The following is a 6,992-nucleotide window of genomic DNA, read 5'->3' on the forward strand; positions in this document are numbered from 1 at the left end:
ATAAAGCCGGCTGCATACCATGAGCTTATATTATTGAAAGATCATGAAATTATGAGCACTAAGACCAAACCGTTGATTATCACGGTAATTGTAGTAGTCGCAATTGTTGCATTTATCGTATGGCAGAATAAGAAAGATAATAATACGGGTGCTTCAGTTCGTAACAACAAACCTGTCGTGATTGCTTATCAAACAGGGGTGGACCCAAGCAAAGTTGCACAGGCGAATGGGGAATATGAAAAACATAGCGAGCGGACTATTCAATGGAAAAAATTTGATGCGGGTTCAGATGTTGTAAACGCACTTGCTTCAGGCGATGTCGTACTTGGCAATATTGGTTCAAGCCCACTTGCTGCTGCGGCAAGCCGTGATTTACCCATTGAGGTATTCTTAATTACTTCAAAACTTGGTGCATCTGAAGCACTCGTGGTGAGTAATAAATCAGGCATTAAAAGCCCTCAAGATTTAATTGGTAAAACGATTGCTGTACCTTTTGTTTCGACCACACATTACAGTCTTTTGTCTGCACTTAAATATTGGAATATTCCAGAAGACAAAGTAAAAATTATTAACTTGCGTCCACCTGAAATTTCAGCTGCATGGGAACGTGGTGATATTGATGCAGCATATGTGTGGGAGCCTGCTTTAAGTAAAGCTAAAGCATCTGGTACGGTTTTAACAGACTCAAAACAAGTGGGTGAATGGGGCGCTCCAACTTATGACTTATGGGTTGTACGTAAAGATTTTGCAGAGAAAAATCCTGATTTCTTAAAAGCTTTTGTTAAAACTACGCTTGAGCAGCTTGAAAAATATAATCAAGACCCAGCTGCTTACGTTAAAGATGCCGATAACGTGCACAAAATTGCCCAGCTTACAGGTTCTGATCCAAAAGATATCCCGCTTTTATTAAGTGGAAACATCTACCTTGACCATGCTCAGCAAAAACAAACGTTAGATGGTGAATTTGCACAAAATATTTTTGATACAGCGAAGTTCTTAAAAGGTCAGGGCAAAGTCGATCAATTGAAAGCCGATTATAAAGGCAATGTGAACTCTTCATTTTTGCAGCCTTAAGGAGTTGTCATGAGTGTATTAGAAGCCAAACATATTCATCTGACTTTTCCTAAACAGCAAAAGCCAGTTTTACAAGACATTAACCTCACCATTGAAGAAGGTTCTTTAACTGTCATTTTAGGTGAGTCGGGTTGTGGCAAAACAACTTTGCTTAATATCTTGGCAGGCTTTCAAAAGCCGAGTTCTGGTGATGTACTTGTAAATCATGAAGTCGTAACTGGACCAGATGTAACCCGTGCTGTTGTATTTCAAGATCACGCCTTACTGCCTTGGTTGAATGTTGCAGATAATGTTGGCTTCGCTTTGCAGTTAAAAGGTTTAAAGCGTGCAGAGATTGAGGCACAAGTAAACGCAATTTTGAAAATTGTAGGTTTAAGTCATGTTGAAAAAGCCAATATCTGGGAACTTTCAGGTGGTATGAAACAACGTGTTGGTATTGCCAGAGCTTTGATCAGTCACGCGCCGTTTATTTTATTAGATGAACCTTTTGCCGCATTAGATGCTTTTACGCGTGAAAACATGCAGCAGTTAGTGCTCGATTTATGGATTCAACAAAATAAAAGCTTCTTTTTAATTACTCATGATATTGAAGAAGCATTATTGCTCAGCAATCAGTTAGTTCTGATGACAGCTCATCCAGGCAAAATTGTAGAAACTCTACATCTCGATTTTGCTCAACGATATCGTCAGGGCGAGTCTATTCGCTCAATTAAATCGGACTCTCAATTTATTAAGCTCAGAGAACAACTATTTGAAAGTTTAAGGGCACAAAAACAAAGCGGTAAGGAGGCGTTACCTACATGAACACTAAAGATAACGTCTATGAATATGACAAAGCAGAGCTTAAACCTAAGTTAAATGTGCAAAGAGAAAATGCTTCATTTCTATCGTCATTTTTTGAGAAGCATCGTACTTTGGCGGTCAGCATAATTAGTGTGGGGAGTGTAGTTGCACTCTGGTTCCTCATTACTGCTTTGCATGTTGTACCTGAACTGTTTTTACCGAGTCCACAGGCAGTCTGGCAAAAATTTATATCGGTCAGCCAAGAAGGCTTTATGAAGGCTACGTTGTGGCAACACTTGGCCGCTAGTATCTCTCGTGTATTTTTAGCTTTGATTGCTGCCGTAGTGATTGGTGTCCCGCTCGGTTTATGGATGGGTCTGAACAAATGGGTTCGTGCTGTTTTAGATCCTTTAGTTGAATTATTACGTCCAATTCCACCGTTAGCTTATTTGCCGTTACTTGTTATTTGGTTCGGTATTGGCGAAACCACAAAAGTACTTTTGATTTTCTTCTCGATTTTGGCGCCTGTCATTATTAGTAGTGCGCATGGCGTGTTAAGCCATCAGCTTAACCGTGAACGTGCTGCATTGTCGCTAGGGGCAAGTCAGTCACAAGTCTTTTGGCATGTCATTTTGCCAACAGCTTTACCTCATATTATTACCGGCATTCGTATTGGTTTAGGGGTGGGTTGGTCAACATTAGTTGCAGCAGAGTTAGTTGCAGCGGACCGTGGTATTGGTTTTATGGTGCAATCGGCAGCGCAGTTCTTAATTACCGATACGGTGATTCTGGGCATTATTGTGATTGCGATTGTCGCAGTTAGTTTTGAGCTGTTTTTACGTTGGTTACAAAAACAGTTTTCTCCTTGGTATGGTCAGCAGTTGTAGTAAAGAAGATGAATACAGTAGTAGCAAACTTAAATATTGAAGTGATCAAGCCTACCATTGGCGCAATTATTCACGATATTGATTTGAATGCGTTAAATGAACAAACAACGCAACAAATCCAGCAGGCTTTGCTTGATCATCAGGTCATTTTTTTTCGAAAGCAACAATTAGCACCACAAGCACAGGCAGACTTGGCCCGTAGTTTTGGCAGCTTACATGTGCACCCGATTTATCCTTCAATTGAAGATGTACCTGAAGTGATGGTGCTCGATAGCTGGAAACAAGATTTGCGTGACAATGAACTTTGGCACACAGATGTGACTTTTAGTAAAACTCCACCTTTGGGCTGTGTATTACAAGCCATTAAAATTCCACCTGTAGGCGGTGACACGTTGTGGTCGAGCAACACAGCAGCTTTTAAAGGGCTACCGCTCGAACTACAGCAAAAACTACGTGGCTTAACTGCAACACACGATATTCGTAAGTCTTTTCCACTTGAGCGTTTTGCTCATAATGAAGAAGAGCGTGAAAAGCTTTTGCAAACATTTAAGCGTAACCCACCAGTGGTTCATCCAGTAGTGCGTACTCATCCAGTTACGGGCGAGCCTTTGTTGTTTGTAAGTGAGGGTTTTACTACACACATTAATGAGTTACCTGAACAAGAAAGTGAGCAATTACTTAATTTCTTGTTTGAACATGCGACTCAAGAGCAATTTCATTTACGCTGGAAATGGCAAGACGGTGATGTCGCGATTTGGGATAACCGTTGCACACAACATAAAGCATTATTTGATTATGGCGATGCCCATCGCATCATGCACCGTGCAACTATTAATGGCGATGTACCATTTTATAAAGAAGAACAACAGCCAGAGTTAGCAGAGGCTTAATTCTTTTAATTATTCTTTGTTTCAATTCCAACTCTAATTTTGAGCTGGAATTGAAACTGTAACTCTTTATCGCATTCCAAATCCTGACAATATGCCTGTGTAGTTCTTTACAGGAGGTGAAGCCCAATCACCAATTTTGCTGGTTTTTAAATTTAACTGAACTAACATTTCAGCTTGTTTAACTGCTGCTGCAACGCCGTCAATAACACTCACTCCCAACTCGTTTTGTAGCTTTAGACATAAATCACTCATACCAGCACAGCCCAAAACAATCGCATCGCTTTTATCTTCTGCGAGCGCTTTTTTGCACTCATCTCGTATGGTTCGATAAGCATCTGAGTCAGGAAGCTCCAACTCATCAACCGCAAGGTCACAAGCTCGAACATTTTTACAGAAGGGTTGAGCGCCATAGCGATGAGCCAGATGCCAACTCATATTCACTGTGCGTTGTAAGGTTGTGACCACACTAAACCCAGTACTAACATAACTTGCAGTTCGCATGGCTGCTTCAGCAATTCCAATCACAGGCGCTGAAGTGATTTCACGTGCAGCATAAAGTGCAGGATCGCCAAAACAGGCAATAATATAGGCATCTACATTTAGCTGTTCACCTTGGCGGATTTCTTCTAACACACCTACTGCACTTAGAGTTTCATCGTAATAACTTTCAATTGTTGCAGGGCCCATTTGAGGACTCACTGCAATAATTTGAGTATCAGAATTTGCGACTATCTTGGCTGATGCAGCAATTTTATCGGTCATGCTTTGCGTGGTATTGGGATTAATAATTTTAATTTTCATTGTGCTTTTGCCTTAGTCATTGCCGATTTAGTATGGCCAAGCGGTTGGTTAAGAAATCGGTAGATAATGAAACCGAATCCCATCCCAATAAACCATGTGAAATTAGCCAGCCCAGAGAGTTGTGGTAAAAGTACGCAGAGAATAGGAATTAATGAAGCTGGAATTAAGGCATAAAAGGCAGAGTGGTTATAACCATTTTTGTACCAATACGAGCCTTGAGTATCTAAGGTATATAAATCATCTACTACGATTTTCTGCTTTTTAACGAGGTAAAAATCGGCGAGCAAGACACCAAAAAGTGGACCGATAAATGCACCTAAAACATCAATGGTGTAATGGATCACTTGAGGATTATTGAATAAATTCCATGGGGTAATGAAAATCGAACCCACTGCTGCAATCATTCCACCCATGCGCCAGCTAATTTTGCTCGGGGAGACATTAGAAAAATCAAACGCAGGAGAAACAAAGTTAGCGACAATATTAATTCCAATGGTGGCAATCATTAAGGTCAAACTACCTAAAATCACCACAAAGGTGTTATCCAATTTACCAACCATTTCGACGGGGTCTGTAATGAGCTTGCCGTACACTGGTAAAGTTGCTGCAATACAAACCACAGTAAGTAAAGAGAAGCCTAAGAAGTTAATTGGTAAGCCAAGAAAGTTCCCCATTTTAATGGCATTAAAACTTTTGCCATAACGTGAGAAGTCACCAAAGTTCAGCATCGGCCCTGAAAAATATGAAACAACAAGAGCAATAGCCCCAATCATGACTGGTACAACTGCAAAACCGTCATATTGAACACCGCTTAGGTTTAAATCAATATTTTGCCAGCCAGCTTTCCAGATGAGCCATACTGCCATGGCAAACATCACAACGTAGACCGCTGGACCCGCCCAGTCAATGAACTTACGAATGCTGTCCATTCCAGACCAGAAAACAATCGCTTGCAGTAACCAAAGCAGCATGAAGCCAACCCATCCTAAATATGAAAGCCCAAGAAAGCCGTAATTTGAAACATCGGCATAGACTGACCATTCTGGAAAGAACTTTAAAATGACCAATAAGAATGCACTTGAGGCCAAATAAGTTTGAATGCCATACCATGCGACAGCAATAAGCCCACGAATAACAGCAGGAATATTTGCACCAAGCACACCGAAGGTTGCGCGGCAAATAACAGGATAGGGTGTGCCGGTTTGTTGGCTAGATTTGGCAATGAGGTTTGTAAAAAACTGAACTATGGCAATACCGATGAGTAAAGATAGAAGTACCTGCCAGCTATTTAGCCCAAGTGCAAAAAGGCTCCCAGCCATGACATAACCGCCGACACTATGAACATCAGACATCCAAAAGGCGAAAATATTATAAGCGCTCCAAGTTTGCTTTTTTAAAGGAGCTAAGTCTTGATTTGTTAGCTTTGTATCATAAGAAGGTTTAATTATTGCTTCGGTATTATTCATCTTGAACACTCACTTCCCTATATTGGGCGGGCACTTTCAGCAGCATTGTTGTTCTGTCTAAAAGAATGAAATTAAAATTGTGCACAATGTAATATTTATATTGTGCACAATTTTAATTGAGCAAAAGTTATGCCAAATTTAGTAAATAGCGCCCATGAGTTATTTAAACTGGTATGAATTTTGGATATGAAGAGACAGATTTATAAAATGAGAAGTGCTTAATTTTTTATAAAAAGTAAATAAATTTAGGTGTATAAGTAGATATTTAGAGATCTAATATTGAATCGTTTAGTTCAGCATGGGTATTGTAAAAATGAGAGAAATATTTCCAAATGCTTAAGTTAAACTTACACTATTGTCATTAGATAAAGTTTTAAAAAGAGGAGGCGATAATAAAATGGAGAAATCAATGCCATCAAATGCACCAAAAAAAGCCGTTGAAATGAGCAATGATGAAATTGATGACCATATATATAATGCTATTGTAGATGCTATTTTAAATCGACAACTTGCCCCTGGCGCACGTTTAGTTGAAGCACCTTTGTGTGAAGCATTCGGTGTAACGCGAGGAGTGTTAAGACGTGTTTTTGTCAAACTTGCACATGATAAGGTCATCGAAATTCAGCCCAATCGTGGAGCACTCATCGCAAAACATAGTGCTCATGAAACAAAAGAGGTCTTTGAAGCACGTAGCATACTTGAGATCGCTACTGTAAAAAAGCTAGCTCAAAAGTCACATAGTCTAGATTTTAGTGAGCTTCGAGGTTTAGTAGATCAAGAGTCTCATGAGCGTTTAGCTGGCAATTGGGCCGAGTGGATTAAGCTATCAGGGCAATTTCATTTAAAGTTGATTGAAGCAAATCAGAATTCGATCATGACCAGTTATTTGCAGACACTAATTGCGCGAACTTCGTTATTAATTGGCTTATATGAAATTCCAAAACATAATAATTGTTCAGCAGATGAACACCGTGCGATTTTAGATGCGATTGAGCAAGGCGATGAAAAGCTAGCCACTCAATTGATGGAAGAGCATTTAGAACACTACGCGACGACATTTATTGAAGAAAATAGCACGGCATCCGTAGAGC

Annotated in this window: 7 protein-coding genes; 5 read left to right on the forward strand and 2 right to left on the reverse strand. The window is 40.0% G+C overall.

Going from position 1 to position 6,992, the window contains the following annotated elements:
- Nucleotides 1-33 precede the first annotated feature (33 nt).
- Genes tauA through tauD form a run of 4 tightly spaced genes read left to right on the forward strand, consistent with a single transcriptional unit; the run spans nt 34 to nt 3,634 of the window.
- Entirely contained in the window at nt 34-1,074 is a 1,041-nt protein-coding gene (gene tauA / locus HUN22_RS14460) for a taurine ABC transporter substrate-binding protein (RefSeq protein ID WP_174730691.1), read from the forward strand.
- A 9-nt stretch (nt 1,075-1,083) separates the two neighbouring features.
- Nucleotides 1,084-1,878 carry a taurine ABC transporter ATP-binding protein gene (locus HUN22_RS14465; protein ID WP_174730694.1) on the forward strand — a complete coding sequence of 265 codons (795 nt, stop codon included), beginning with the start codon at nt 1,084-1,086 and terminating at the stop codon, nt 1,876-1,878.
- Nucleotides 1,875-2,744, forward strand: coding sequence for a taurine ABC transporter permease TauC (gene tauC / locus HUN22_RS14470; RefSeq protein WP_174730697.1), 870 nt, complete (start codon nt 1,875-1,877; stop codon nt 2,742-2,744). The genes HUN22_RS14465 and tauC overlap by 4 nt, the downstream gene beginning before the upstream one ends.
- An 8-nt stretch (nt 2,745-2,752) precedes the next feature.
- Nucleotides 2,753-3,634: a taurine dioxygenase gene (gene tauD, locus HUN22_RS14475; protein ID WP_024433299.1), complete on the forward strand. Its 882-nt coding sequence runs from the start codon at nt 2,753-2,755 to the stop codon at nt 3,632-3,634.
- A 66-nt stretch (nt 3,635-3,700) separates the two neighbouring features.
- Here tauD and HUN22_RS14480 read toward each other — a convergent pair whose 3' ends face one another.
- Nucleotides 3,701-4,435: an aspartate/glutamate racemase family protein gene (locus HUN22_RS14480; RefSeq protein ID WP_174730700.1), complete on the reverse strand. Its 735-nt coding sequence runs from the start codon at nt 4,433-4,435 to the stop codon at nt 3,701-3,703.
- Complete coding sequence (locus HUN22_RS14485) at nt 4,432-5,901, reverse strand: NCS1 family nucleobase:cation symporter-1 (RefSeq protein ID WP_174730703.1); 1,470 nt, start codon at nt 5,899-5,901, stop codon at nt 4,432-4,434. Before HUN22_RS14485 ends, HUN22_RS14480 begins: the two co-directional genes overlap by 4 nt.
- 397 nt (nt 5,902-6,298) lie before the next feature.
- Here HUN22_RS14485 and HUN22_RS14490 point away from each other — a divergent pair.
- On the forward strand, nt 6,299-6,992 hold a 694-nt coding region (locus tag HUN22_RS14490), incomplete at its 3' end, for a GntR family transcriptional regulator (protein WP_174730706.1).

The organism is Acinetobacter lactucae, from assembly GCF_013344765.1.
Lineage (GTDB): Bacteria > Pseudomonadota > Gammaproteobacteria > Pseudomonadales > Moraxellaceae > Acinetobacter > Acinetobacter lactucae_A.

Coding starts and splice junctions, on each gene's coding strand:
- HUN22_RS14485 (WP_174730703.1), bottom strand. CDS start 5,901: ATGAATAATACCGAAGCAATAATTAAACCTTCTTATGATACAAAGCTA.
- tauD (WP_024433299.1), top strand. CDS start 2,753: ATGAATACAGTAGTAGCAAACTTAAATATTGAAGTGATCAAGCCTACC.
- tauC (WP_174730697.1), top strand. CDS start 1,875: ATGAACACTAAAGATAACGTCTATGAATATGACAAAGCAGAGCTTAAA.
- HUN22_RS14465 (WP_174730694.1), top strand. CDS start 1,084: ATGAGTGTATTAGAAGCCAAACATATTCATCTGACTTTTCCTAAACAG.
- HUN22_RS14480 (WP_174730700.1), bottom strand. CDS start 4,435: ATGAAAATTAAAATTATTAATCCCAATACCACGCAAAGCATGACCGAT.